Source organism: Neobacillus niacini (assembly GCF_030817695.1).
GTDB classification, from domain to species: domain Bacteria; phylum Bacillota; class Bacilli; order Bacillales; family Cytobacillaceae; genus Neobacillus; species Neobacillus niacini_F.
Genome location: NZ_JAUSZQ010000002.1, coordinates 2574365 through 2601134, shown reverse-complemented (window position 1 = coordinate 2601134; position 26770 = coordinate 2574365). Strand labels below are relative to the sequence as shown.

Below are 26770 nucleotides of genomic sequence, written 5' to 3'. Positions count from 1 at the left end.
AACTCTTATTACACTAGCTTACGCGCCGGGGATAGAAATGTGTGGCCAAGTCTTCTATATAAAAAAGTTAATGAAATGTTCACAGCTTCTTGTGCTGTATTGCGTTAAAATAAAGACGAATCAATATGTGATATTCTTCACAATATTAGCCGTTAGAAAGAAGGAAATACTGTTATGTCATTATATACACCCGATCAAATACTGGACATTTCAATTAAAAATGGAATGAAAAAGACGAGTTACCCATTATTAACAACGATGATGTTAGGTTTCCAGGCAGGTGCATTTATTTCATTAGGTTTCCTATTATATATACGTGTTACAGCTCCCTTATCCGAAGGTTTATCCGGACTTAGCGCGATTTTCGGTGCCTCTGTCTTTCCGATCGGACTCATCCTTACATTAATTGCAGGCGGGGAACTTCTCACAGGAAATATGATGGTGCTTCCATTAGCAAAATTTGCAAACAAAATAAAAACAAAACAAGTTTTGAAAAATTGGCTGTTCATCACGGTAAGCAACTTTTTAGGCGCTGTATTCGTAGCCTACTTTTTTGGGCATATTGTAGGTTTAACAGAAACAGGCGTCTATTTGGAAAGTACCGTACATATTGCTGAACATAAGGTGGATAATTCCTTTCTTCAAGCTTTTGTCTCAGGGATCGGCTGCAACTGGCTTGTGGCAGCAGCGGTTTGGTTATCATATGGTAGTGAAGACATGATGGGTAAAATCGCAGGGATATGGTTCCCAACCATGGCTTTTGTCGCGATTGGATTCCAACACGTGGTGGCCAATATGTTTGTCATACCAGCAGCGATATTTGCAGGGCACCTCACATGGATGGATTATCTAGGTAATTTTATCCCTGTTTTTTTAGGAAATGCCGTTGGCGGAGCACTATTTATTGGAATGGCTTATTGGTTTGCCTACAAAAAGAATGAATACACCGTTATTGAAGGAACTAAAAAACCAGGTATGTTAGACAAAAAAATTGGATTATAAATCTTTGGAAAAAGAGCCGCGATATTGATGTGACCCCGAAAAGTTAGAGTTTTATATTAAGCAGCTAATTGGCTGGTATGGATACGGTATTGAACCGGACTCATGCCTGCCAATTTTTGCTTTATTCGCTTGTTATTATAATAATTGATATATTCTTCAATTTCTTTTTTAATTCCTCAAAAGAGCACAGTGCTTCCCCATAATACATTTCTTGTTTCGGTAATCCGAAAAAGTACTCCATGGGCGAATTATCTAAACAGTTTCCTTTTCGCGACATACTCTGGAACACGTTGTTTTCTTTGAGCGTTTTTACCCATTTATTATGTTGATAATGCCATCCTTGATCAGAATGTACAGTTGTTCTAAACCTTGAATCTTTTACAATTTCTAGAGCTTCCTCGAGAGGTTTGAGCGCTAATTCTAGGGTCTGGCGCATACTTATCCCGTACGATAGAATTTCACCATTAAACATATCCATTATTGGATTTAGATACAGTTTTACACCGTCTGAACACTTGAATTCTGTAATATCTGTCGTTAATTTTTGATGACACACATTTGTATGAAAGCGGCGATTGATAAGGTTCTTGGCAACAGTTCCCGTCGTTCCTTTTTAAGAGCTGTACTTACGTGATTTTAATCTGAACTTATCTCCCTTGAGTCCACGCTTATTCATGATGCGTTGAACCTTCTTAGGATTCGCTTTGATACCACGGTTTTTCAATTCTAAATGAATACGACGATAACCATAATTTCCGTTATGTTCTTCGAAAATGGATTGAATGCTTTCCTCCAATTCCTGGTTTGGATTATCCTTCTCCATGTTTTTAATATGATAATGGTAAGAGGATTCGGGAATGCCGACGATTTGTAAAACATCTTTTAATTTGAAGGTTTCTTTGAGTTCAAATGATAACGCTGCTTGTGCTTTTCGAGATAGCCATCCGGATCTATCTGAAAAGCTCGCAACTTTTTTAAGTATTCTACCTCTAAACGTAGAAGTTCGTTTTCTTTTTCCAACTTTTGTTCATAAGTCATTTCTTTTGGTTCCGTGCTTTTTTTGTTCTTTGCTTTATCAGACATAGAAGGTCGTCCTTTAAGTTTATTCAGGCCTTCAACACCAGCCTCATGAAAAGCTTTCTTCCATGAAGCTATCAAGGGAGGATTCGTTAACCCAAAATGGAGGGCTGTTTCCGTTTCAGAAGAACCTGTTCTCTTCATAAAGCTTAATACATCAAGCTTGAATTGAACAGGATAAGTTTCCTTATGCTTCTTCCTCATTATTCCTTCCGCTCCGAATTTTTCGAAGACTTTAACCCATCTTTTAATCTGGGAACTGGTTTTCATACCATGCTTCTCTGCCAATTGCTTATAGCTCAATTTCCCCTCTTGATATTCCTTTACAAGCATTAATTTAAACTTTTCACTATATTTTTCCATAAAAATACACCCCAAAGGTTAGATTTCACTCTAACTTTCGGGGTGCAGCTCAATGGTGCCTGGCACTTTTTTTTTAAAACCTTTACTATGTTCTGAAAAAGTAATTCCAGCTTCAGTAGCAAATAAGCCGGGAATTAGATTATTTATTGCTTTGAATCTTCTAACATACATCTTTCATTTCATTTTCGGTTGTAGTATTATTAAATTTTATTATTACAATATGATTTATCAATGTAAATAACCCCCTAAAAAAAAATTCCCCCACATATACTCTTCCTACTTGTAGCATGCCATCGCACTCTGGAATTGACGAGATATTTCTTGAATAACAGGGATACTTTTCCTTTCTGTTAAATCAAACATTACATTTGTAACCGTTGCTTCTGTTATGATTTCACCCGCTTGATTAAAGATAATTTGTTCAAATATAAAGCTTTTCTCTCCCATTCGGACGGGATTGGTTCTTATTTTTAAAATATCACCTTCCCTGGCTTCTTTTACAAAAAATATATCAAGTCTTAATACTACAGTCCCAATTGATTTTTTTAGCATTTCATGTATAGGAATCCCGGCTAAGCTATACCATTCTTTCCTTGCCTGCTCAAGGTAAGTTATATAAATGCTGTTATTTACATGTCCTAATTCATCAATAACGTCATTTTTTACCCTAATTTCAGTATTTGTTTCCACTGTAATCACCATCACTTTAGCTATTTCATTTTTATATAACTCACTCTTTTTATCGTATAACGGGATTCATTATTAATTATTAATTATTAATAAAATAGAATTTTCAAAATATAAATTAAACCTATAATTTTCAGAATATATTTTAAACATTTTTTTACTTTTGAAGAACAAAATGTTATTTATCCTCAGTAAATTTGTTTGTGAAAAAATCTTTCAAAAAATGCTTATACATCACTACTTAGTATATAATGCTAAATTCCCGACATAATAAAGGAGGGAATATTTCCCACATATTCATAATAATATTTTATTTGATTTCCTTTTTTTCAATCATTAGGGGTACATCCAATTCATTGGCAAGTTCTATTATTATCTGTTTATCTTTCTTAAATAAATTTCCTTCAAGCAGCCTATTTAAACCTTGATCAATCTTATTCCCCCGAATAAAATCAATCGACTTTGAATAACCTGTACTTCGTTTAATAATGTCAAACATATATTGGAGTTTATCCCTGCCTTCTCTCCCAGTGAATAGGCCTCAGAAAGTGCAATTGTATTTGCAACAAATAACATATTATTAATGAGTTTAATTGTACTCGCATTACCTACTTGGCCCACAAACACTACATATTCACCCATCACTTTAAGAACCTCATATGATTCTTTGAAAGCATTCTTATCGCCACCGCACATAATAGTTAAAGTGCCATGTTCTGCACCAATACTTCCGCCGCTGATAGGTGCTTCAAGAAAGGTAGCGCCCTTTGCTGAAATTTGTTCACTTAATTCCTGCTAAGGTCTGGACTAATCGTTGAAGTATCAATTATTATCTTACCCTCGGCTAATCCTTCAATGATTCCATTGTTCCCTTGATATACATCGATAACCGATTGCGGAGTTGGTAAACATGTGAATGCTAGATCAACCGTTCGTATTAACTCCCTAGCAGAAGAAGCTTCTTTTGCTCCAAGAGAAATAGCCTCTTCAATTGGTGAACGACTTCGACTGACGACATATGTTTCATAACCTGCTTTTAATAGATTTTTAGTCATTGGAAGTCCCATCCTACCTAAACCTATAAAACCAATTTTCTTCATATTTTCACCCCTCATTGAAGAGTTTGTTAATAGTTTACTATACTAAATTGAACTTTAATTTTAATCCAACCCTATGATTTGGCATTATAGACTAAACCTCAGAACAGCAAAGGTCAGAGGCCTTGATGTCGATATGGTATTTACTGGTTACATTCCCGGCTGTTGACCACCGTCAATCGTAATTTCCGTTCCAGTTATTGACTGCATGATATCAGAGACGAGTAATAGAGTCATATAGGCAATTTCCTTTGGGTCAACTAAATTTCCTAATGGAATTGCAGCTCTTACTCTAGCCTTTTCTTCCTCTATCGTAGTCCCCTTTGTTTTAGCATTTTGATTAGCCAGTGTTTCAGACCGTTCTGTTGCTGTAACACCTGGTGAAATAGCATTTACATGAATATTATATGGTGACAAAGCTTTGGATAAGCCTTTTGTAAAATTCAGAAAACCTGCATTAGTAGTACTTCCAGGGAGAAAAGTTGCATATGGTGTTCTACCACTAATACCAATAATATTTACAATTTTCCCTTTTCTTTGTTCAATCATTTGGGAAGATATTTCGCGGGTTAAACGTATATGACTAAATAATTTTAAATTCCAAGCATCAAAAAAGTCTTTATCTGTCAATTCTAAAAATGAGCCAGCTGGTGCCGATCCAGCATTGTTTACGAGGATATCAATTCGCCCAAATAGAGAAACAGCCTTTTCTTTAATTTCCTTTGCAGCTTCATCATTCATTAAATCACATTGTAGAATATATACTTGCTGATGTTTAAGCAATTTATTCTTTGTAAGAAGCTCCTCTGCCTTTAAGAGATGTTCTTTATTTCTGCTGACAATAAGTACATTTATGCCCTCTTTTATCATTTCTTTAGCAATCGATAATCCAATTCCAGTACTACCACCTGTAATAACTGCATTCTTATTTACTAGGTTTAGTTCCATACAATCTCCCATTCAATAAATAGTTAATTTAAAGGTGAAATCCAGTGTCCATTTGAAATTTTTGGTTTAATAATCATGTTCTTGTCCATGAAATTTGTCCTTTATCAGTAGATTTGAACAGGTTTCCACCTAATAAGTTGTTTTTAAAGGGCCTTTTTTTGAATAAAATAATAAAATTGAAAATTCAGGATATTTTAATTAGATTAACACAAAACCTAGTGATTTATTAATAATATATTAACGTCGACTCACCAATGCTAACAATTTTACCATTTGATGTTTCTGCAGTTACCTCTAACTCAACTGTACGCGTATTTTCATTTATATTAATTACCTTTGCTCTGCATGTAATGATATCTCCTGGGAAAACCATTCCCGTAAATCGAACTTGCAAACGCCGTATAAATCCTTTCGTTTCTACCAATTGTCCCACTAATTGACAAAGATAACCCATGCTCAGCATTCCATGGGCTATAACGCCGGGCAGACCATCTTTTCGTGCAAGCTCGTCATCGGTATGAATTAGGTGAAAATCTTGGGCAACTCCACAATATTTTACTAAATCTACCTTTTCAATCGGTGGTTTTATTAGTGGACCTAAATCTAATCCAATTTTTAATTCATTAAACGGAATCATACTGCCCCTTCCCTTTCCTCTCACCTTAAGATAATTGTTCTTCTACCAAGGAACACTAAATTTCCACTTAAATCCTCTCCCCAATCCTCGGTAATTATTAATGTCATTGGTCCGGTTTTTCCTTGTTTTGTTTGAACGTCAACAATTTCTTTTGTACATTTTAATTTGTCCCCTGCAACAACTGGTCTTTCATATATATATTCTTGTCCTCCATGGAGAGTCTTTAAATCTTCAAATATCGGCATGTTTGTTTTTGTTACCGAAAACTTGATACAAATGTTGGCGGAGCAACTATACTTTCAAAACCGTGTGCTTTAGCATACTCTTCATCATGATACAATGGATTGTTATCACCAATGACACGAACAAAGTTACGAATAGCCCCTTTCTCAATTTCAAACTCTTCAACCTCACTTTTTATTCAAATAAAACTAGTATCAATCATTCTTTAAAAGAACTCCTTTATTTTGTTATTAAATTACCGCAAATGAAAATAAATGAATTTTACTTCCCTAACCATACCGGTTTACGCTTTTCCAAAAATGCATTGAGTCCTTCAATCCCATCATGTGAAGTTAATATTTCTTCGTTCACAATTTTTCTAACATCTACTATAGCTTCTTCAAACTCTTTATTCTTACTAACCATAAGAGCTTTCTTTACTTTTCTAAGCAGTAAGGGACTGTTTTTTAAATACTTTTGAATGTAGCTATCTACTTCTTCTGCAAAATCTACACTAGGTAAAACCGCATTAATCAAACCTATTTTTTCTGCTCTTTCCGAACTAATATGTTCTCCGCTCAAAAGAAGTTCCATTGCCTTTGGCCAAGACAAAAGCCGCGGCAACATATAAACAGCAAGTGTGGCAATGGCACCAACTCTGATTTCAGGTTGACCAAACTTTGCTCTATCTGATGCAACTACAATATCACTACAGATCGCCAATTCACAGCCGCCCCCAAGAGCATAACCATCCACAGCACAAATAATCGGCTTTTCGATTTCAAACATTGTCTTAAAAATTTGATAAAATACGTTCATCTCATCACTTTTTCCAGGCTTGTGGTCACCAATATCAACCCCAGATGAAAACGATTTCCCTTCAGCATCCAATAGGATTAATGTCCCTTCCGCTTCCTTAGCCCATTGAAAGCAAACAGTAATTCATTTAGCGCTGGAATATGAAGAACATTATAAGGGGGACGATTTAATGTGATATTAATTATCCCTTCCTCATTTTTAACTTTAATATATTGATAATTCATAGTTAAGAACCTGCCACTTCAAGATTTTTATATTTTAAGTAAAATTCATGTCTATTGATTATTATTTCTACCCCAATTAGGCTCCCTCTTCTCGACGAAAGACCGGATCCCTTCCTTAGCATCATCGCTATCAAAGGCTTGAGAAATATAATCATCATTTATTTTCCATCCATCAGGTGGAAAGGTAAGCGTTGAGTCTAACCCACGGTATACGACCTCTTTACTAAAGCTAACAGCTGTCGGGGAATTCTTAATAATATCCTCAGCAAGCCTAATAGCTGCAGAGAGAACATCATCGTGAGGAACAATTTCATTAACAATTCCCCAACTTTTTGCCTCTTCTGCTGACAAACTCTTACCAGTCAAAATTGCTCGCATTGCTACTTTAACAGGAATATTCCTAGGCAAACGCAGTAAACCTCCTGCACCAGCAATAAGACCGTGTTTTACTTCTGGCAATCCAAAAGATGCCTTTTCAGATGCCACAATCAAATCACAGGAAAGGGCAATTTCAAATCCACCACCGAGGGCATATCCATTTACGGCAGCTATAATTGGCTTAGAAATATGCCTTTTGGTAATCCCAGCAAATCCCCATTCTTTTAATTTTTCTGTCCATTCTTTGATTTCATCAGGAATCGAAAGACCAATCTCTAACTTTTCCTTCAAATCAGAACCAACACAAAACGCTTTTTCTCCTGCACCAGTTATAATGGCTACACGTAGATCAGGGTCGTTATTGAATTCCTCAAGAGCGAATCCAACTTCAACCGATAGCCTACGATTAACTGCATTCATTACTTCAGGTCGATTAAGTGTAATGAGAGCAATTTGCCCTCTCTTTTCAAATAAGATAGTTTCAAAATCCAACAAAATCGGCCTCCCTTTCATCCCTTAATAATAGTTTTCGTCCAAAATATTGTATTGTCTAACTTTTTCAGTATCTAATTAGGTTTCATTTGCAAATTGAAGCATTTTCTGCACTTTAAGCCTATTGCGTAATGTTGGATTGATATCAAGAATTTCAAATATTTTGTAACTGGCTTTTTGATTACAAAATAGACATCCTTTATCTTTTAAATTGATAATTCGTTGGACATGAGGTGCATCTATCTCTTTCACCCCATTAGTGACATGTTTTTCACAAACAATAAGCATCATTTCCGCACCCCATTTAATACTGGCTTTTGGTATAAAACTACCAAAACAAATTATTTTCTTTTTGCTAATATCAATTAAAGAGTAACATTTACCCCTTTTCCTTGTTTTCTTGTTATAAGCCCATCTAATGCCATAACTCCTTTTGTCTTTTCAAAGACGATTAAAGGATTAATCTCAAAGTCTTCTAATTCATCTCCTAAAGAAGATGCAATATTTGAAACCTTGATTAGGGTATCTGCTAAAGCATCAACATCGTAAGTTACACCATTTCTAATTCCGGTAAAAATTTTATATCCCTTTAATTCCTTTATCATCTCAATTGCATCCTGTTTTGAAATAGGGAGTAACCGTTTAGAAACATCCTTAATTACTTCAACATAAATCCCACCTAGACCACATAAGATAACTGGTCCAAAAATAGGATCCCTGGTAACTCCCATAATCGTTTTTCAATAAATGGTCCCTTCGCAAGTTCCTCAACTAGTATCCCTTCAATTGATGCAAAAGGTTTATGTTGGGAAACATTTTTAAGAATAGAATGGTAAGCATTGATTAGTTCCTCTTCACTGTTAATCGGTAACACAATGCCATTCACATCACTTTTGTGCGTAATCTCAGGGGACACAACTTTGGCAACTAAAGGGTAATTTAAGTTTTTTGTACCCTCAAGCAAATCCTCCAAACTCCTGCTAATAACACTTTTTGGAGAAGGAATTTCAAACCTTTTCAAGACTTTTTTTACTTCTGGTTCGGTTAATACGTTCTTATCTGGTTGAATAAAAGGTAAATCTTCTTTATTAACCATACTTTCATGAGAAAGGATAGCAGAATTTACATTTCTAGTGTATGTTTCCTCGTAATCAAGTAAATTTCTTGCCATTTTTGTGGCACTATTTACAGAATTGAAAACAGGAACATTGTTCTTACTTAAAAAGTTTTTAAATTCGAATACTAATTTCTGCGGTCCGTGGGAGATAACAAAAATAGGCTTAGTCGTTTTATTTGCAACTTCGACTATATCTGGGGCAAAAAGCATTTCTTTGTCTTTATAAGTTATTGGAAAATCGATAAGCAGCATATCCACTTCTTCTGCTTCGATGAGGGTTTCAATAGTATGCTTAAATAATGCTGGCTTTGTATACAAAGTTGTTGCAATATCTACTGGATTATTTATATTTAAGTAGCTAGGTATTTCTAGTCGCAATTTTTCTTTCGTGGTTTCAGATAGTTCTGGTAGAATAAACTCTTGTTTCGATAAGCCATCAGCTATCATTATTCCGACAGCCCCTGAAATAACAACCGAAGCAACGCGATTTCCTTTTGATCTCTTTCCTGATCTAAATGTTTTAATTGCATCTATAAATTCCGGAATTCCATCAACAGATATAATTCCGTATTTCTTCCCAACTAATTCAAACACTTCTGCTGACCCCGTTAGTGAACCTGTATGTGAAAGGGCAGCTTTCTGCCCTGCATCTGTTATTCCTGATTTATATACGATAATAGGTTTATGTTGCTCTAATGCTTTTTCTGAAACCTGTTTAAATAATTCTCCATTTGGAATTCCTTCTAGATATGCCCCAATTACATTGGTATCCTCGTCATCGACTAAAAGTTCAAGTGTATCAACAGTGGTGACATCAATCTGATTACCCATCATATAAACATAAGAAAATCCGATTTCTTCTTCCATCCCCATCGAAAATAGCATTGAACCAACCCCACCACTTTGGGTGACCAAACCAACGTCCCCTTTTAAAAGTTCCTTGATAGACCCAAAACCGAGAACAATTTGATCCTTCACATTATAAATACCTAATGTATTGGGACCGATAATTCGAATATTATTTTCCTTACACATTTGAGCGATATTTTCTTGAATCTGTAATCCTACAGGTCCAATTTCCGCAAAACCACCACTGACAATTAATACAACCCGGACTTTTTTTATCACACATTCTTGAATGGCATGTTCCATTGCTTTCACCGGTAATGCAATAATGGCAAGGTCGATGGTAGCATTCCCTGAAACTTGAAGTAGAGAGGGAAAACAAGGATACCCTTCGATTTGATGATAATTAGGATTAACCAAATAGACTTCGCCTGTATAGTTTCGGTTTTTAAAATTATTTACAACTTTATTTCCTATTGATCCAATCTTTGCAGATGCACCAAAAACAGCAACACCTTTAGGTTTTAACGCTAGCTTCAAATCCAAGGTATCCAATTTATCACTCCTCATTCCAGAATAAACTATAATAAGTCTTTATATTCTAGCGCATGACTATTCTCCAGAGAACTCTGGGAATCGCTTGGAAAGAAATGCTTCTATTCCTTCCCGATTATCTTTTGTTCCCCTTAATAAACTTTGAGAGTAATTTTCTAACTCTATAATTTCATCAAGTGTTTTATAGACTGACTGATTGATAATTGATTTTGAATAAGTATATGCCCTAGTAGGGCCAAGAGCTAATTCAGTTGCTAATTCAAAGGCAGCTTCTAAAACTTGTCCTTTAGGAACCACTTTATTGATAAATCCGTAATCTCGACCTTCTACCCCAGTAATTTTTGCTCCCCGATAAATCAATTCCTTGGCTTTCCATGGACCAACAATATTTGTTAGAAAATAATGAGCCCCTAAATCTGGAATAAGACCTATATTTTTGAATGCAAGGCTAAACTTTGCGTCTTCTTCGGCCACAATGAAATCAGATGCTAGAGCAATGCTGAAGCCTGCACCTGCAGCATAGCCATGAACCGCAGCAATAATGGGTTTATTAAAATTATGAATAAGTTTAACTATTTCGCTAGCTTTATCCATTTGTTCCTTTACTTGATATAGAGGTTTTCCAAGATTCATTGTTTTAATATTTCCACCGGCACAGAAAGCTCTCCCTTTTCCAGATATAACAACTACCTTCGTAGAAACATCATCTTTTAAATCTATTAAAGAATTTAACAATTCTTTTTGCAAATTTAGACTAAGGGCATTAAGAGAATTTGGCTCATTCAACATAATACTTGCAATGGTATTCTCTTTTTCTACTAATACGCTTTCATTCATAGCATTACACTCCCTTAGTTTGAATTTACTGTCACTATCAGCATTTTTGGAGGATAAAAAATGATTCCCCTCTATTTTTCTTTTTCCACGTTGTAACCTTGTTGTTTTAGCATTTTATAAATACTTTTATACTTTTGGGTGCTATAATATTTCGCTATTCGCTGTGTCCAATTCGTCGATAGTTCACCGTTCGACTTTTCCAAATTATAATTTGAAATCTGAGGATTATACGCTTCAATATACCCTTTTATCTCATGGTTATAGGTTTCATGATGGACTACAGACTCTTTAGGCAGTCTTGGTTTCTGTAAAGGGGAGTCAGCACCATAACCTATACATAATCCACATAAAGGAAATACATACTTTGGTAATTCAAGCAATTCAATCACTTCAAGGGGATTTCGACGAATCCCACCAATAGGGATAATTCCTAAACCAAGAGACTCAGCTGCAGTGATTGCATTCCCTAGCATGATTCCCGCATCTGTTGCGCCAATCAAAATAGAATCAATTTCATTCGGAATAACAAAATCGTACCCTTCCATTTCAGCTGCAATGCCAGCACGGTAAAAATCAACACAAAAAACAAGAAACACTGGAGCTTTGTCAACATGTGCTTGGTTCCCTGTTAATTCAGATAATTTTTTCTTTCTTTGCTTATCTTTAACCACAATAATTGACACATGTTGACCATTAATCCACGATGGAGCAGCCTGTGCTGCCTGAATGATCATGTCAAGAACTGGCTCCGGTATAGGTTCATCTTTGTAATTCCTAAGCGATCGGTGATTCAGCATTGTTTCAATGGCAATATTCAGCTTAGACACTCCCTCTTTATTTTATGAATGTGCTTTTATTTTATCGGTATTGAAGTTATCATGAAATTGATTCAATGCGATGGTTACCCTTCCCATACGATAAATGTCATCATAAGTAGCAATTCCTAAGTCAGCAAAGACTTTTTCTGTTTGAGCTGAATTTGACAATATAAATGGCATATTAGGAAAGGTCTCTTTTAAATCTTTAAAGATACTTAAATACTGATCTAACGTTTTTTCGTTGTATAAAATATTCGCTAAATATACTAATGATATATCGTAATTTCCTTGAGACAGCACTTTCTTGATAAATTCACGCATAATTTCTGGCTGATTTAGTAATTGAGCTGTCATGTCTATTGGATTTGCCAAATTTGCAAACGGAACCATCTCCAACAATTCCTTTTGTGTTTCCTTATCAGGCTGACCAAAATGCACACCATTTTCGATTAACTGGTCAGCTAATAAAATATTTGCACCTCCAGAAATTGAAAAAACAGCTACATTTTTCCCACTAGGAATTCCACATAAAACGATGGCTTTAGCAATATCAAACATCTCTTCGAAACTATTGACACGGTACACACCATATTTATTAAATAGTTCCTGATATACTGAGTCGTCCCCAGCATCACTTGATGTATGTTTTAATGCTAATTCTTTCCCTGCTGCGGTCCGGCCGGATTTAAGAACTAAAACAGCTTTATTATTTTCTTTTGCTAGTTTTAAAGCCTCTTCTAGTTTATTTAAGTCATTTATCCCTTCAAAATAACAAAGAATGACATCTGTATTTGAACTTTCAGCCATGTACGCTATACAATCAGCTACATCTACATCTGCCTGGTTGCCAATACCTACAAAGTAGCTTAATCCGATATTATTTCGGGACGCATGTAAAAATAACGCGCTCGAAAACGATCCACTATGGCTAACCATGCCAATCTTTCCTTTTTCAACACTTCCCAAGTAAGGAGCTATGCCAAAGTTTGCCATTACGCCACTCCAAAGGTTAAATAAACCTACAGTATTGGGTCCAAGCATTCTCATGCCATACTTTTCACAAATCTCTAGTAAGTCATCTTGTTTTGCCTTACCACTTTCGTCTACTTCAGCAAACCCTGCACTCATAACAATAATTGCCTTAACTCCACGCTCACCACATTCAATGGCTGCTTTATGTACTGCTGAACCAGGAAGAATAATGATCCCTAAATCAATTTCACTAGGTACATCGCTTAAACTGGGATAACAGGCCAAATTTGCTATTGAATCATATTTTGGATTGATTGGGAAAATTTCGCCCTGATAATTATGATCAAGCAATGCTTTAATTGGTCTGCCACCAATTTTATTGAAATCAGCAGAAGCACCTATAATCGCGATGCTTTTGGGATCCAGTAACGGTCTAATTGTTTCTAATTGAATAGCCATAACAACCTCCAAAATAAAATATTGCACTGATAGAAAATGAAGATTTCCTTAACTATCCATCAGTGCTAATTTTCCTATATTATTCTATTTCCCCGACCTTAATTTTTTCATTAAGCAGGTTTTTAGCAATTGTCCGACGAAGCATTTCATCAGAACCTTCAAAAATACGGTAAACCCTTACATTTCGATACCAGCGTTCAATTGGTAATTCTTTTGTTACTCCCATTCCACCAAAGATCTGCATCACATCATCAACAACTCGGTTGACCATATTTGCATTGTATAATTTCGCCATTGAAGAAAGCGTACGGAATTGATTACTATCATTACCAGTTTTCCAAGAACCTTCTTTTTCTGCCAAAGCAGCAGAACGGAAAAGAAATCCTTTTGCAGCTTCAATATCTGTAGCTGAATTTGCAATCATCCATTGAATAGCTTGTCTTTCAGCAAGAGGCTTTCCAAAGGAAGTACGTGTATTTGCATATTCCACAGCCATAGATAGCATTCTTTCAGCTGCACCAATACTATAAGCAGGAATTACATATCCACGATTATGGTTAATAAATTGCATTGCATATTTGAATCCATATCCTACTTCTCCAATTACATTTTCCTCAGGTACGCGGACATTATCAAAAATTAGTGTTGCAGGTTCATGGTTAGATACCATTGTATCAATTAGCTCAGATTTCCATCCCATCTCGCGATCAACTAGAAATGCAGTAATTCCACCTTTTGCTCCCTTTGATTTATCGTTTGCAGCAAAAACGATGGCAAAATCAGCTGAGTGACCACCAGTAATCCAGATTTTTTCTCCATTAATAATCCAATCATTCCCGTCCTTTTTTGCCGTTGTCTGCATATTGGTTGCATCAGATGCTGAACTTGCTTCAGATAAGGCAAAGCAGACAGCCTTCTCGCCTTGTACTGCGGGAATGAGGTACCTTTGTTTCTGGTCTTCATTACAAGAAAAGAGAATATTATGTACCCAACCTCCAAATTTGAAAGGAACAAAGGATTTACTCAATTCCAACTTTATTATCGCTTGGGTAGTAGGAGGCATATTTGCTCCGCCATATTCTTCAGGAGTTTCAATACCCCAAAAACCCATTTCTTTTCCCTTTAATTGAAGTTCTTTTAAGCTTTTCTTTACTTAAACCTGGTTTCCCTTCACGTTCGTTTTTTAACACTTCATTTTCAATAGGAATTAATTCTTTTTGCACAAAGTTTCTAACAGTAGTTTGAATCATCTTTTGTTCATCAGTAAAATTAAACAAATCTCATTCCTCCATTTTTTGAAAAGTATATTTTATTTGAATATTACAATATTAATTATATCGATAGGTTCATATATAGTAAATCAGTTTTTACTTTAGTTAAATCCACTTTTTCCGGAATAAAAAACACATCTCAAATAGCGCTTACAACCATATAAATTAAATAATTGTTATATTTTTATAAATTGGTATAATCTAAAATAAATCTTAAATAAAACCATTCAATTTAATTTTTTTAAAGACATGGGGGAAAGTATTTATGCAAACGGAGCAATTGCACTATATAATTGAAGTTGGAAAAACTGGGTCTATTTCAGAAGCAGCAAACAACCTTCATATATCCACTTCTGCCATCAGTCAGTCAATATTGAATTTTGAGGAGCAGTATGGGGTGAAAGTTTTTACACGCTCTAGACAGGGGACAAAACCTACTGAAATAGGAAAAGTAATAATTGAAAAACTATATGAAATTAAAGATAAAATCCTAGATTTAGAGAGAGTAACCTACCTACACCAACTGCAATTAGCAAATGAGTTGACCATCGTTTCCAGTCCAAGTATTTTATTAAAAATGCTGCCTAAGACGATATCTACATTTAAAGCCAATAATCCGAATACCATCATTAAAGTGATTGAAATGCAGCGCGTTGTTAATATAATCCTAGAAAACAAGGCAGATATAGGGATATTTTCAACCTACGAGGTGTTATGGAATGATTTAAAAGAAAAGTATGAAAATACCCTATATTTCGACACACTGTTTCAAGGCAGAATGTACGCATGTGTTCACAGGGATTCTCCCCTTTCAATTAAAGAAAGAATAACACCGGAAGATCTTCATTCTCAAACGCTTATCGTACACAAACCTACCATTCCGATTTTTGAAGAAATTTCAAGTCAACATGGTGATTTGAAGGTTATCTTTGAGACTGACAACACTGAAACGATAAAAAAGGCAATTACAGAAGGCTTAGGGATAAGCATCCTATCGGAGTTTTCTTTTAACAGCAATTATGGTCCGTTGCATTCAAAAATTGTACCTATCCCGTTTATTAATCATCAACGTTCAACAGTCATATGCGGCTATATCCGCTCAAAAGAAAAGCCGTTATCCGCATCGACAAGAGACTTTATCAAAACAATTCAGCAACAAGTGGCAAACGGCGATTATTAACTAACATAAATAATTGAGGTAAAAAAATAAAAAATGGGAAACAAGTCTATAAGAATTGTCGCTGATCAAAAAAATTACTCAGATGGATGAATGTCGAGCATAATCCATCTGAGGGGTACAAGCCTAAGTTTAACTGCAAATTTAAACTTTTTTATTTACTCCCATCTCTACCTGAAGTGTTTCCCTGCTGTGTTTTAATTTTAGATAGAGTAAAGAAAATAATATTCCAATTCCCATAGAAAACCCCATCCCAATAAAAATATTAGAAGTTGCTTGGGTAAGGGTTAAGTCTTGCTGCAACATTAATGCACTACTAATAATCCCGACACTTATCGCACCACTTAAAATTTTAGCTAATAGCAATAATCCTGTCCCAGCAGCCAGCTGTTCTTTTGGAAGAATATTAGCTATTTCATTCGTAGCACTGGTATATAGGGATGTTGCACTTACGCTCACAAAAATATATAAAATTAATAATGTAAAAATCGAACGATAGCCAAATAAGCCGATTAATAATAGACCTAGTAATATTACCCATGGGGAAGTTTTCAGAATAAGGGAAATACCATGTTTATCAATCCAACTGCCTATTATTCTAGCAGTTAAAACCGTCATTAATGCCCCTGGGAGGATAATAAATCCCGCTGCAGCTGCTGTTAAGCCTACTTCCCGAATAAGAAATTGCGGAAATAAGAATAAAATCGCCATACTATTCATATAAGGAATGACATTAATCATAACTAAAGTAATAAAGCGCTTATTACTAAAAAGCTCAGGCTGAACAAATGGATTATTGAAATGTTTTATCCTTCTCCAAAAGGAATAAAAAATAATTATACTCGCAATCAATGCCCAAAAATTGTATTTTGTAATAAATAAAAGTGTCGTAACCGACCCTCCCGCAATTAATCCAGCGCTGAGAAAGTCGAGTGATATCTTTTTGGGAGGAGCTTTCGGCAAATACAAATAGAAAACGGGTACAGATAATAGCACCAGACTAGTTACTAAAAATAGGTAACTCCAACCAATGTAAGTCGTGATAACTCCTCCTATGACTGGACCTAATCCAAGTCCAAGGGAGTTGGCAGCTAAAATTATTGCCACTGCTTTCCCTCGTTTTTTAGGGTGTACATATCGTGAAACAGATATTAACGCTACCCCAGATATCGAACCAGCACCAGCCGCCTGAAGCAATCGCGCTGCTATTAACATCCAAAAAGAATGGCTAAAGAATCCTACGATAGAAAAAATACCAAAACACATGATTCCAAATATTAATAAAAATCGAGGTGACAAATAATCTGCCAACCTCGTGAATGCAAGAGTAGAAACAGCAAGTACAATGGTATACCCAGTAATAATCCAGGAAGCACCTGCTGTTTCGATGGCAAACTGTTCCATTACTTGAGGTAAGGCAAGGGTAAACATCGCTGTATTGGTTATAACATGGATTGAGCTAAAAGCTAATAGGAGTATAACTAACTTTTCTTTTTTTAATGAACCATCAGCTAAAGTATTGTTTTCATTCATTGTTATTTACACTCCCAGATTCTGAATAAATCAAACCACTTGTTTCTTAAAAAATTCTTTTGTTATTTCTTTACCGATTGAGTTACGTAGGATTTCATTACTGCCACCTGCAATTTCGTATGCCTTAGCGTCTCTTAAATACCTTCCAAAAGGGGCGTTTACCGTTGTTCCATAAGCGCCACAAATTTGAATAGCATCCGTACAAACCTTTGTCGCCATTTGACCAGCAAACAGTTTAGCTTGACTAGCCTCTGTTATTGCTGGGTTACCTTCGTCAAGAAGGAATGCAGCTTGATAAGTTAATAGTCTTGCAGCATTAATATTTGTTAACATATCGGTAAACATCCATTGAATACCTTGAAAATCGATTACCTTTTGGTCAAACGCCAACCGATTTGCTGCCCAATGCAAACTATTTTCATAGGCAGCACGAGCGATTCCAACACTAATAGCTGCTGCTGCAGTTCTGCTATTATTCAGCACAGTTACAGCCTGCTTTACCCCTTTTCCTTCTACGCCTATCAAGCAATAATCCGGGAGAATGACATCCGTAAAATAGGCATCCATGTGCGGTCCATTCCTCAACCCAAAGGTTTGTGAATATTCTCCAGTTTCAATCGTAATTCCTGGAAGATTTCGGTCCACTGCGAAAATAGAAACACCCTTATCCGTTTCTGCAAGCAATATAAAAAATTCTACCGCTGAACCACTCGTAATAAATGTTTTCTTTCCATTGATTACCCACTTATCCCCTTTTTTTACTGCTTTCGTATCCACTGAACGGATATCAGAGCCACGGGCGGCTTCCGTTAATGAATAAGATGCAACAAGCCCGTCTCGAAACATAGGAAGGTATTCTTGCTTCACCTTTTCATTACCGAACGTTAACAGCATCGTTTGTGCTTGGAAAATGGTTATTAAGGAAATAGCTGTTGCTGCGCACCCATATGCTACTTCCTCCATTAATATACAGAGATCTACTTTAGAACGGCCTTCGCCTCGAAATTGTTGCGGAACAGTTAAGGTTGTATAACCTAATTTAGCCATGTCTTTAATGATATCCACTGGATAGACATCCGCACGATCCCTTTCATCAGCGGTGGGTACGATGCAGTTTTTTGTATAATCCTTGATAATTGTCCTTAAGCTAAGCTGTTCCTCTGTTAATGATAAATTCAAAATGCCCCTCCTTTCCTGAATAAACCCACTTAGATAGTAATGATTTTTTCTGAAAATAAACAGGCATTATAATTATCTTTCTTCTTTTCCCATTCACTTTGAAAAGAGCTATATTTAACTGTGGCAGCCAATGCTTTTATTGCTCTTTCCCCACTCGGATAAAGTGGAACCTTTGCCTTCCGAAGTTTATCCATTCCTTCCTTTGCCAGTGATTCTGCTATAGTCCAAGCTACAATGATAGGTTTTTTTGTTTTCTTTGAAAGTTCAATAATATCATCTGCTATTTTACTCGCTAAATCACCGCCTAAAGTCGTTAGCATAACTACGATCACGTCAAGATTGCTATCATCAATCAATATTTTTAAACTTTGTTTAAATGAGTCTGGGTCACTTAAAATTTGGGCTGTTGTGTCAAACGGGTTTTGAGGTGTGCTAAAATCTGGTACAATATCCATTAACTTTTGTTTACTTACATTTGTAATATCCGGTACTTCTAATCCATGTTTAATACAGTTGTCTGTTATTAGTGTGCAAGCTCCACCTGACGATGAGATAACTCCTACCCCTTTTCCCTTGATGTGAGTAAGGGAGTCCAAAGCAATTGCATAGTCAAAAAGGTCGTCTAAGTCGACTGCATTAATGACGCCAAATTGATTAAAAACGGCTTCATATACATCATAATTACCAGCAAGTACACCAGTATGTGACTGTACAGATTTTTGACTTACTTCACTTCGACCATTTTTATACATAACTAATGGTTTTTTTTGATTTGCTGCATGAGCTAAGGCATCGATAAACCTCCTGCCATCTTTTACGCCTTCGAGAAAAACACATATGGTTTTTGTCATCTTATCCTCAGCTAAGTAGTCAATAAAATCTGCTGTATCTAAATCTGCCTCATTGCCTGAACTTATCCAATTATTGATCCCGATGTGTTTTTCCCAGCCTTGGCTTAACATCGCACCGCCGACTGCTCCGCTTTGCGTTATATAGGAAATGGTACCATTCATTGGTACTACATCTGTCATCATCGACATACTAAAACTTGCAAAAACATGATTATTTACATTCGCAACACCAATTGTATTTGGTCCACAAATTCTAATCCCATTTTCGCTAGCGTATTGTACAATCTCCTTTTGGATTTGGGCACCATCTTCACCTATTTCTGCAAACCCAGAAGAATGGATCATTACCATCTTAATTTTCTTATTTGCACATGAACGCAATCCATCCATTAAATAATTAGGAGAGATTAAAAAACACACTAAATCAATATTAAAAGGTACCTCGTCTAAGGATTTATAACATGTAAAACCTTGAATTTCTGTTTCTTTCGGATTAATTGGGTATATCTCTCCTGGATAATGATGTTTTAACAAATGGGCGATAATTCTGCCCCCATGTTTATTTGTGTTATTCGAAGCCCCTACTATGGCAATGGATTTAGGATTTATTAATTTATTTATTACACTATAATTACTCATCTATTTCACATCCTTATTATTGAAGTATAATACGCGCATCTAATGCAATCGCACCCTTATCTTTTTCCTGAACTAATACCGGGTTTAACTCCAATTCAAAAATTTCTGGATATTCAGAAGATAATTGAGCCACTTTCTTAATAATTTGCTTTAATTCCTCCAAATCGGCAGGTTTCGAATTTCTGTAGCCATTGAGTATTTTTCCGCCTTTAATTTCCGCAAACATTTTATCAATATCCACATCATCAAGCGGCAATACCTTTAGGGATACATCCTTCAATAACTCTACAAAAATCCCACCTAATCCAAACAATAATACGGGACCAAAATTTTCATCACGTTTCATCCCAATAATTACTTCAGTTCCCTTTTTAATCATCGTTTGGACAGATACACCTAATACTCGTGCTGATTCATCGTATTTAAATGCATTATTTATGATTTTACTGAAAGCATTCTTTACTTCATTTGCGGATAATAAATTAAGCATTACCCCGTTTGCATCAGATTTGTGTGTAATTTCCGGTGATACAATTTTTAATACAACAGGATACCCAAGTTTGTCTGCAAACAATACTGCTTCATCAGCAGTTGTCGCTAATTCAAATCTAGGTGTTGCTATACCGATTTCATTTAGGATTTCTTTCGACTCGATTTCAGTTAATGTTTTTCTATTTTCATTTTTTACATTCTTAATAATTGAACCAACCGTTTGCATTGCCTCCACTTTATACCTCCTAGAGTTGATATAGTATACCCATACTCTCTAAATCATTTGTTATTCTTCTCCTAGTATCTCTAACCTTTTCTCCAAAGAACTCTTATAAGGCTCTTCCCATTCCATTAATTGGAGAAGAACTCCCAAAGACGTCTTAGGATGGGTGAATGCTTCTCTTTTCACCCTATCCTTTTCCTGTTCACCAATGATTTTCACACCAAGTTCAGTTAATTCATCACTAATACTGCTTAATTTATTTGTATTAAGAGCAATATGATGAACCCCTTCCCCCTTTCTTTCGAGGAAGCGATAGATGTCCCCTGAATCACTTAAAGGAGTCTCCAGCCCAATCACTATATCATTCCATAAGTAATAGGCTGCCCGTGCATTTTGTTCCTCTAATTCTATCTCTTTAATAAATTCACCATTAAAAAGCATAGTAAATAATTGCTTGGCTTTTGGTAAATCTTTAACAGCAATCGTGATATGATCCACTTTTAATCCGTTCACTTTATCATCACCTCTATTTATTTAGGAACCGAATATTTAATTTAAAATACTATTTTTTATATCAATAACCTGAGCATTAATGTATTTCAGTTTATGTTTTTCAACTTTCTCCGTTGATGTCTTTGGAAACTGATCCATTCTCTCAAAATATCTCGGGATCATTTCTTCAGGAAGATGTTGTTTGCCCCACTCATGTAATTCATTAGGTTGATAATTATTTTCCTCCATAACAACACATAATTTTATCTCTTCCCCAACCATATTATCTGGGATACCAATACATACAGATTCTTTAATGGCAGGAATTCTTTGGTAAACTTCTTCTATATAGGAAGGAGAAATATTTTCTCCCTTTTTTCTAATAATATCCTTTATTCTCCCTTTAAAATGCAGATAGCCTTCATTATCTATCCAGCCAGTGTCACCTGTATGAAACCAGAGATTTGACATTGCTTCTAATGTTTTTTCAGTATCATTATAATAACCATTAAATAAAACAAAAGGCTCTTTTGGCCGGACCGCAATTTCACCAACCTCATCGATAGAACAAATTTGGTCGTTTTCATTTAAAATGGCAACCTCTACACACTCTCTTGCTTTTCCAACACTATCAAATTTCCACTCTTCACATGAATTTATTGTTACGAAACCCCCTGTTTCTGACATCCCGTAAAGTTCATGGATTGTTAGTCCGCATTTTGTCTGTAAATGTGTCCAAACCTCTGCTGGTGCCCCTCCACCTACACCTCGAACCATACTTGGAATCATTTCTGTTGGGGATGTTTTAGCTAATATAGATAGCACTGTTCCGACATAGGTAAAGATTGAAAAGCTCTGCTTTCGAACTTTGTTCCAAAATTCCCTTGCTGAAAACTTTTTATCTATTAAAAGTGTATTTCCAGCCACCAATGCAGACATAATCCCATAAAATTGCGGATTAGCATGAAACAATGGTAAAAATAGATAGGTAATTTCATCCTTAGAAATCTGAAGTGCATCAACCATATCTTTCCCGGCTGCTATATAGGTTTTATGAGTACTCACTACTCCCTTTGGTCTGCTAGTTGTACCAGACGTATAAATAATACTGAACGTTTCATAAGAATGAAGATCCTCTTCGAACCGCTCCGCTTCCGGCATGTCGCGAATGAAATTTAAAAGCTGACCATTATCAATAGCTAAACTTTTGACACCCAAAACAGTATTCGAAGTATCAATATCTTTTTGGTGGACAAACAGTGAGCTTTCACTTTGAGAGATAATATAGGATAGTAAATCAGCGTTAAATTTTGGATTAACCGGGATTAGAATTGCCCCTAATTTAGCAACAGCAAAAAACATCAATAAAAAATCGATACCGTTAGGAAGGGCTACACAAACATGAGTCCCTTTTTTTATATAATATTTTTCTTGTAAAAAGGTTACGCACTGGTTCACTTTTTGGTTAAATTCCATATATGTATACGTATCCTCATCTAATAATAAAAATGGATGGTCAGGCTGCTGTTCTGCTTTCAATTGTAATAAATCACCAATCAGCACAATATCTCCCCCCATAACATTCGTTTTTCCATTTATTTCACAAAATTAAAAAGAGTATCTCCATAAGCAGTCAATAGTAACAAGTAGCAAAACAACTCATTTGACTGTAGGACGATACTCCGTTTTACTTTCCTATCTGTTAACTTTAAAGAAACTCAATATAACCAGTTAGTTAATCTATCATTTTATGATAGATTTATACAGATTCAAGAATCAACTAGACAAACCTATCAATAAAAATGAGTTATTTCCTTGATAAAAACTTAGGTTAATTGAGCTTCCCTACTTTAGCCATTTTCGGATCCGGTCTTCCGCCCCATGTATCAATAATAGGAAGAGAATTATCCAATAAACGAGCCTTACGATGCTTTTCCTCAGGAAATTCTTCCATACCAAAGCTGTATTCAAGCGTCATCTCATCCGGATCTAAGAAATATAAAAAGATACTTCCTGATGGATCATGTTTACCGGGACCGAATACTATCGGCGTTTCATAGTTATTCAGTCGATTGCGCGCTTTACCAACATCATCAATATCTGTTACCATAAAATTCACATGGTGCAATGAATTTTTATTAGACCTGCCAATCGCAAAAGAATGATGATAAGGATTAGGGAAACATCTCAAAAATACTACTCTTTCCCCTACACGGTCGGATTGCTTAAAGTTAAGCGTCTCAGTCATGAATTTCAATACTTCATCGAATTCAACTACATTGAGAACAACATGTCCTAAGCGGGCTATATTAGTAACCGTCGGTTTAAACTCTTCTGCAACTTGAGTAATATCTGAATAAAACTCATATGTTACCCCAACTACTGGGTCTTCAATACGAAACGTTCGATCTTGTTTTAGTTCCCGACGTTCTTTGACATCCAATTCAATCGGATCTAAACCTTGTTCTTTTAAATAGTTATATGCAATATCCAATTGTTCTGGGTCTTCCACTTCTAACCCTATTCTTCTAAGGCCAGGTTCATCACCGGAATATAGAACAATGTTGTGATGATCGCGGCTGCATCTAAAAAACACTGGTCCATTTTCCACGCGTTCTACTAATTGGAGACCAACAACTTCCTCATAAAATTGAGCAGACTTTTCAATATCTGTTACATTTAAAGCAACATAACCTAACTTTTTGTATCTAATCATTGTTTCCTCCTGTGATGATAAATTTAGGGTTTTGAAAAATTATTAAAATTCGTTAATAAAGTCAATACAAACTTTACTAAATTCTTCTGGATACTCTAACATTGCCCAATGACCACAATTGGAAATTGCATAAAGACGTGAGTTTTCTATATGCTCAAACATCTCATATGAATGGCTAATAGGAACCATTTTGTCTTTTTTCCCATGAACAAAAAGTGTATTTTGTTTTATCGCTTCAAGTTGTTCTTTCTCAAGATATAATCCTAATTCTGTTAAATTTTTCATTGTTGCCCTATATGCTTCCATCGTTCCAGGTAATTGAGTAATTTCAAATCGATAATCTAGATAATCTTCATCAAGTTCAAAGGCATCATTTGTTAAACCGCTTATTAAATTTCTCATACCGTCCTTTGTTTGTTTAAAATTATAAAGTGCATTTCTGGCATTTGATTTTTGTATTTCTTCCTGAGTCTGTGGTCTTCTATGCCCAGCCGAACCCATAAGGATTAATCTCTTAACTTTTTCCGGAGATTTTAGGGTAGCTACTAAAGAAGTACCTCCACCCATTGAATTTCCAATCAATGTGACTGGTTCTAAATCTAAAGCATCTATAAAATCAATCAACTGCTTTGCCCTTGCCTCATAAGTATAATCGAATTCCTTCGGATCAGGTTTATCGCTCTTTCCAAAACCGACTATATCATAAGCAATAGCACGAAAACCTGCATTAGCAAAAATCGGCAAGTTTTTTTTGAAGTTCCCATAACCATCGGCTCCTGCTCCCCCACCGTGGATCATAATGACAGGATGTCCTTCACCTTGCTCCCAATAATGTGTCGAAAAGTTACCTGTTTTTACATATGCTTCTTTTAAATCAGACATTTTTTCTCCCCCGTTCAGGCATTAATTTTATTAATCTATAAATCTATTAAATAATTAAAATTACAACATCGTACTTCCACCATTTACACTAATTACTTGTCCCGTTATAAACGACGCATTATCTGAAGCTAAATAGCTAACCATAGAAGCAACTTCAGACATTTCTGCTGGTCTTCCTAATGGTATTACTTTAAGGAATTCTTCCATGTCTTGATTAGGAGCTTTCATTTTCTCTTTTACCCGTTCAGTTGCAACCATACATGGCGCAACAGTGTTAACGGTTATATTGTAACCTGCAAATTCTCGAGCGAGTCCAGTAGTTAGGGCATGGACTCCACCCTTTGCTGCATTATAGGCAGCATGGTTATGCAAGCCATTTCTTACAGAGTCGGCACCAATATTTATGATTTTTCCAAATTTGCGTTCAATCATATGTGGTAAAACCGTGCGACAAGCCCAAAGTGTCGTCCATAAATTACGGTCAATCGTTTGTTTTAATGTTTCAGGAGTTTGTTCCAAAAAGGGTAATATAACGCCCCCACCTGCATTGTTTACAAGGATATCCACTTTTCCCCATGTATCTAGTGCCTTAGAAATCATTTGAATGTTATGCTCTTCAATACTCAAATCACCAATATAATATGTTGATTGACAATTTGTAGCTTCAGTTAATTTTTCACAAGCTAATTTAGCCTCGGTTTCCAACACATCTGCAATTAATATATTTGCACCATTTTTTGCTAAATCCAAAGCGAGCTCAAAGCCAATCCCTTTAGCTGCTCCTGTAACTACAGCAACTTTCCCTGCTAATAATTGATTATTATTCATCCAATACACCCCCTTTCTATGGTAAGATTTCTACAGTTTTCTGAAGTAAAGGTTTTCATAAAACTATACTTACCTTCCCTTGTGGCCTTAATGAATCTAAGTCCAACAATACACGCTTTTGTTTTATTTTTAGTTCACCATTCTGCTCAACCAGCTTGTAATCGATCCTTCCAATAAATGAATCTAACTTTTCTCGCTTCGAGCGGTATGTAATAAAATCGCAGGTAACGTCGATGACTTCATTTTCCCTATTTTCAATTCTTACATTACTAGTAGTATGACGAGTCCTAGAATGAGGATATTCAACATGTGCTTCTCTTTTAAATAACCTTTTTGCTCTTTGAACAATTCTTTCATAGTTGTCTGAAATCATAAAAAGTTCTTCGTGGTGATCTGCATCAAGTTTGTCTGTTGGCGGAACAAGATAATTTGCATCATTTGTAAATAGCGATGCCCATTCTTCAAATTTTCACTCATCTAATAAACTCGCTTCAAAAAATAAAAAATCTTCTATTTCAGTTCTTGTAATTATTCTGGCCAATAATATACCCCCTTTTTTTCGATTGAATTATACCTTTCTGGAACCGATTATCGTATGTCGGTATACGTTATCTTTATACAAATTTTATAACATTCAAAATTTACTGTCAATACTTCACAAAATAATTTTTCGAAAATCGTAGTAATTAATTAAGAAAGGAGCCTTTGTTTATGATGCGGACATAAATAAGGGACTACAAGATAGCGAACATATACTTGGTGAGCGGTTTATTGGTATCAAAACAGATGTTACTAAAGAGATAGACACAAAAAATTGCTTACTAGAGTTGTAGATCAATTAGGGAGACTAGATTATGCATTTAATGTAGCAGTCAACTTGCATAAAAAAGCGGAATACTATAATTATTAATAATATTCCGCAAGTTGTTGTTATATT

The 26770-nt window shown here is 35.5% G+C and carries 30 protein-coding genes and 3 pseudogenes; 2 read left to right on the top strand and 31 right to left on the bottom strand.

Annotated elements, in window-relative coordinates; translation table 11 throughout:
* Positions 1-174: 174 nt before the first annotated feature.
* Positions 175-1002, top strand: a complete 828-nt coding sequence (locus tag QFZ28_RS13430; RefSeq protein ID WP_307195088.1) for a formate/nitrite transporter family protein — start codon at positions 175-177, stop codon at positions 1000-1002.
* 56 nt (positions 1003-1058) lie between these two features.
* Here the strand turns inward: QFZ28_RS13430 and QFZ28_RS29790 are convergent, their stop codons facing one another.
* The 21 genes and pseudogenes from QFZ28_RS29790 to QFZ28_RS13345 form a co-directional block, all read right to left on the bottom strand.
* Positions 1059-1163, bottom strand: a complete 105-nt coding sequence (locus QFZ28_RS29790) for an IS3 family transposase (protein ID WP_373428135.1) — start codon at positions 1161-1163, stop codon at positions 1059-1061.
* On the bottom strand, positions 1124-1558 hold the full coding sequence (locus QFZ28_RS29785; protein WP_373428069.1) for a transposase: 435 nt from the start codon (positions 1556-1558) through the stop codon (positions 1124-1126). Before QFZ28_RS29785 ends, QFZ28_RS29790 begins: the two co-directional genes overlap by 40 nt.
* A 57-nt stretch (positions 1559-1615) precedes the next feature.
* Positions 1616-1825 carry an IS3 family transposase gene (locus QFZ28_RS13425; RefSeq protein ID WP_307195087.1) on the bottom strand — a complete coding sequence of 70 codons (210 nt, stop codon included), beginning with the start codon at positions 1823-1825 and terminating at the stop codon, positions 1616-1618.
* A gap of 59 nt (positions 1826-1884) precedes the next feature.
* The gene (locus QFZ28_RS13420) at positions 1885-2442 is read right to left on the bottom strand and encodes a transposase (protein ID WP_307195086.1); all 558 of its coding nucleotides are present in this window, start codon (positions 2440-2442) and stop codon (positions 1885-1887) included.
* Positions 2443-2718: 276 nt separating this feature from the next.
* Complete coding sequence (locus QFZ28_RS13415) at positions 2719-3144, bottom strand: acyl-CoA thioesterase (protein WP_307197026.1); 426 nt, start codon at positions 3142-3144, stop codon at positions 2719-2721.
* A 295-nt stretch (positions 3145-3439) separates the two neighbouring features.
* Positions 3440-3628, bottom strand: coding sequence for a hypothetical protein (locus QFZ28_RS13410; RefSeq protein ID WP_307195085.1), 189 nt, complete (start codon positions 3626-3628; stop codon positions 3440-3442).
* Positions 3547-3771: an NAD-binding protein gene (locus tag QFZ28_RS29780; RefSeq protein WP_373428134.1), complete on the bottom strand. Its 225-nt coding sequence runs from the start codon at positions 3769-3771 to the stop codon at positions 3547-3549. The genes QFZ28_RS13410 and QFZ28_RS29780 overlap by 82 nt, the downstream gene beginning before the upstream one ends.
* A gap of 33 nt (positions 3772-3804) precedes the next feature.
* A pseudogene (locus QFZ28_RS13405) lies at positions 3805-4229 on the bottom strand (NAD(P)-dependent oxidoreductase); the annotation flags it as partial.
* A gap of 147 nt (positions 4230-4376) precedes the next feature.
* A complete protein-coding gene (locus QFZ28_RS13400; RefSeq protein WP_307195083.1) occupies positions 4377-5186 on the bottom strand; it encodes an SDR family NAD(P)-dependent oxidoreductase in 810 nt (269 codons plus the stop codon).
* A 214-nt stretch (positions 5187-5400) separates the two neighbouring features.
* The gene (locus QFZ28_RS13395) at positions 5401-5811 is read right to left on the bottom strand and encodes a MaoC/PaaZ C-terminal domain-containing protein (protein ID WP_307195082.1); all 411 of its coding nucleotides are present in this window, start codon (positions 5809-5811) and stop codon (positions 5401-5403) included.
* Between the two features lie 20 nt (positions 5812-5831).
* Positions 5832-6056 (bottom strand): FAS1-like dehydratase domain-containing protein, encoded by a 225-nt coding sequence (locus tag QFZ28_RS13390; RefSeq protein WP_307195081.1) that lies wholly within the window; start codon positions 6054-6056, stop codon positions 5832-5834.
* Between the two features lie 11 nt (positions 6057-6067).
* Positions 6068-6169, bottom strand: a complete 102-nt coding sequence (locus QFZ28_RS29775; RefSeq protein WP_373428133.1) for an FAS1-like dehydratase domain-containing protein — start codon at positions 6167-6169, stop codon at positions 6068-6070.
* A 146-nt stretch (positions 6170-6315) separates the two neighbouring features.
* A complete protein-coding gene (locus QFZ28_RS13385) occupies positions 6316-6975 on the bottom strand; it encodes an enoyl-CoA hydratase/isomerase family protein (RefSeq protein WP_307197025.1) in 660 nt (219 codons plus the stop codon).
* Between the two features lie 152 nt (positions 6976-7127).
* Positions 7128-7946, bottom strand: a complete 819-nt coding sequence (locus QFZ28_RS13380) for an enoyl-CoA hydratase-related protein (RefSeq protein ID WP_307195080.1) — start codon at positions 7944-7946, stop codon at positions 7128-7130.
* Positions 7947-8024: 78 nt separating this feature from the next.
* Entirely contained in the window at positions 8025-8237 is a 213-nt protein-coding gene (locus QFZ28_RS13375; RefSeq protein ID WP_307195079.1) for a hypothetical protein, read from the bottom strand.
* Positions 8238-8311: 74 nt separating this feature from the next.
* Positions 8312-8677, bottom strand: a complete 366-nt coding sequence (locus QFZ28_RS13370) for an acetate--CoA ligase family protein (RefSeq protein WP_307195078.1) — start codon at positions 8675-8677, stop codon at positions 8312-8314.
* Entirely contained in the window at positions 8626-10464 is a 1839-nt protein-coding gene (locus QFZ28_RS13365) for an acetate--CoA ligase family protein (RefSeq protein WP_307195077.1), read from the bottom strand. The genes QFZ28_RS13370 and QFZ28_RS13365 overlap by 52 nt, the downstream gene beginning before the upstream one ends.
* Positions 10465-10521: 57 nt before the next feature.
* Positions 10522-11301, bottom strand: coding sequence for an enoyl-CoA hydratase/isomerase family protein (locus QFZ28_RS13360; protein ID WP_307195076.1), 780 nt, complete (start codon positions 11299-11301; stop codon positions 10522-10524).
* 71 nt (positions 11302-11372) lie between these two features.
* Positions 11373-12119: an NADPH-dependent oxidoreductase gene (locus QFZ28_RS13355; protein ID WP_307197024.1), complete on the bottom strand. Its 747-nt coding sequence runs from the start codon at positions 12117-12119 to the stop codon at positions 11373-11375.
* A gap of 21 nt (positions 12120-12140) precedes the next feature.
* Positions 12141-13550 (bottom strand): acetate--CoA ligase family protein, encoded by a 1410-nt coding sequence (locus QFZ28_RS13350; protein ID WP_307195075.1) that lies wholly within the window; start codon positions 13548-13550, stop codon positions 12141-12143.
* A 79-nt stretch (positions 13551-13629) separates the two neighbouring features.
* A pseudogene (locus QFZ28_RS13345) lies at positions 13630-14800 on the bottom strand (acyl-CoA dehydrogenase family protein).
* Between the two features lie 286 nt (positions 14801-15086).
* On the opposite strand from QFZ28_RS13345, the gene QFZ28_RS13340 reads away from it, so the two are divergent.
* Entirely contained in the window at positions 15087-16001 is a 915-nt protein-coding gene (locus QFZ28_RS13340) for a LysR family transcriptional regulator (protein ID WP_307195074.1), read from the top strand.
* A gap of 141 nt (positions 16002-16142) precedes the next feature.
* On the opposite strand, the gene QFZ28_RS13335 is transcribed toward QFZ28_RS13340, so the two are convergent.
* The 10 genes and pseudogenes from QFZ28_RS13335 to QFZ28_RS13290 all read right to left on the bottom strand — a co-directional run.
* Positions 16143-17531 carry an MFS transporter gene (locus QFZ28_RS13335; RefSeq protein WP_307195073.1) on the bottom strand — a complete coding sequence of 463 codons (1389 nt, stop codon included), beginning with the start codon at positions 17529-17531 and terminating at the stop codon, positions 16143-16145.
* Between the two features lie 30 nt (positions 17532-17561).
* Positions 17562-18710, bottom strand: a complete 1149-nt coding sequence (locus tag QFZ28_RS13330; RefSeq protein ID WP_307195072.1) for an acyl-CoA dehydrogenase family protein — start codon at positions 18708-18710, stop codon at positions 17562-17564.
* Between the two features lie 29 nt (positions 18711-18739).
* On the bottom strand, positions 18740-20200 hold the full coding sequence (locus QFZ28_RS13325) for an acetate--CoA ligase family protein (RefSeq protein WP_307195071.1): 1461 nt from the start codon (positions 20198-20200) through the stop codon (positions 18740-18742).
* A gap of 16 nt (positions 20201-20216) precedes the next feature.
* A complete protein-coding gene (locus QFZ28_RS13320; RefSeq protein ID WP_307197023.1) occupies positions 20217-20918 on the bottom strand; it encodes an acetate--CoA ligase family protein in 702 nt (233 codons plus the stop codon).
* Between the two features lie 60 nt (positions 20919-20978).
* Positions 20979-21428 (bottom strand): VOC family protein, encoded by a 450-nt coding sequence (locus QFZ28_RS13315; RefSeq protein ID WP_307195070.1) that lies wholly within the window; start codon positions 21426-21428, stop codon positions 20979-20981.
* A 36-nt stretch (positions 21429-21464) separates the two neighbouring features.
* Positions 21465-22970 carry a class I adenylate-forming enzyme family protein gene (locus tag QFZ28_RS13310; RefSeq protein ID WP_307195069.1) on the bottom strand — a complete coding sequence of 502 codons (1506 nt, stop codon included), beginning with the start codon at positions 22968-22970 and terminating at the stop codon, positions 21465-21467.
* Positions 22971-23238: 268 nt separating this feature from the next.
* The gene (locus tag QFZ28_RS13305) at positions 23239-24123 is read right to left on the bottom strand and encodes a VOC family protein (protein ID WP_307195068.1); all 885 of its coding nucleotides are present in this window, start codon (positions 24121-24123) and stop codon (positions 23239-23241) included.
* Positions 24124-24165: 42 nt separating this feature from the next.
* Complete coding sequence (locus QFZ28_RS13300) at positions 24166-25005, bottom strand: alpha/beta fold hydrolase (RefSeq protein ID WP_307195067.1); 840 nt, start codon at positions 25003-25005, stop codon at positions 24166-24168.
* Positions 25006-25065: 60 nt separating this feature from the next.
* Positions 25066-25833 carry an SDR family NAD(P)-dependent oxidoreductase gene (locus QFZ28_RS13295; RefSeq protein ID WP_307195066.1) on the bottom strand — a complete coding sequence of 256 codons (768 nt, stop codon included), beginning with the start codon at positions 25831-25833 and terminating at the stop codon, positions 25066-25068.
* A 55-nt stretch (positions 25834-25888) separates the two neighbouring features.
* Positions 25889-26290 (bottom strand): annotated as a pseudogene (locus QFZ28_RS13290) (aromatic-ring-hydroxylating dioxygenase subunit beta); the annotation flags it as partial.
* Positions 26291-26770: the final 480 nt, after the last annotated feature.